Raw genomic sequence first — 282 nt, 5'->3', positions numbered from 1 at the left:
CCAGGCCGCCAGCGCCCGCGTGTCGCGATCGGGGATACCCCCGACGTCCCCGGCCTCGATGGCCGCGGCGGCGGCCGGGTCGCCCAGCGACCCCAGCGCCATCCCGTGCACCTCGACGCAGTAGGGACACTCGTTGGCCGCGGACACGGCGGCCGCGACGACCTCCTTGTCCGCCCGGCTCGCGGACCCGGCCGCCACCAGCGACTCCCGCAGCACCAGCCACGCCGCGGCGAGCGCCTCGGGCGAAGCCGAGTGCAGCGCCATCGGCGGGGCGAGCATCCC

Annotated in this window: 1 protein-coding gene; it reads right to left on the bottom strand. The window is 78.0% G+C overall.

Annotated elements, in window-relative coordinates:
- Nucleotides 1-282, bottom strand: a 282-nt coding sequence (locus G3I65_RS41275) for a carboxymuconolactone decarboxylase family protein (RefSeq protein ID WP_203612651.1), incomplete at both ends; no start/stop codon positions are given.

Origin of the sequence: Amycolatopsis sp. SID8362, assembly GCF_010550475.1 — a bacterium.
GTDB lineage: Bacteria > Actinomycetota > Actinomycetes > Mycobacteriales > Pseudonocardiaceae > Amycolatopsis > Amycolatopsis eburnea.
Note: the sequence above shows the minus strand (reverse complement) of the source record. Positions and strands in the feature narration are given on the sequence as shown.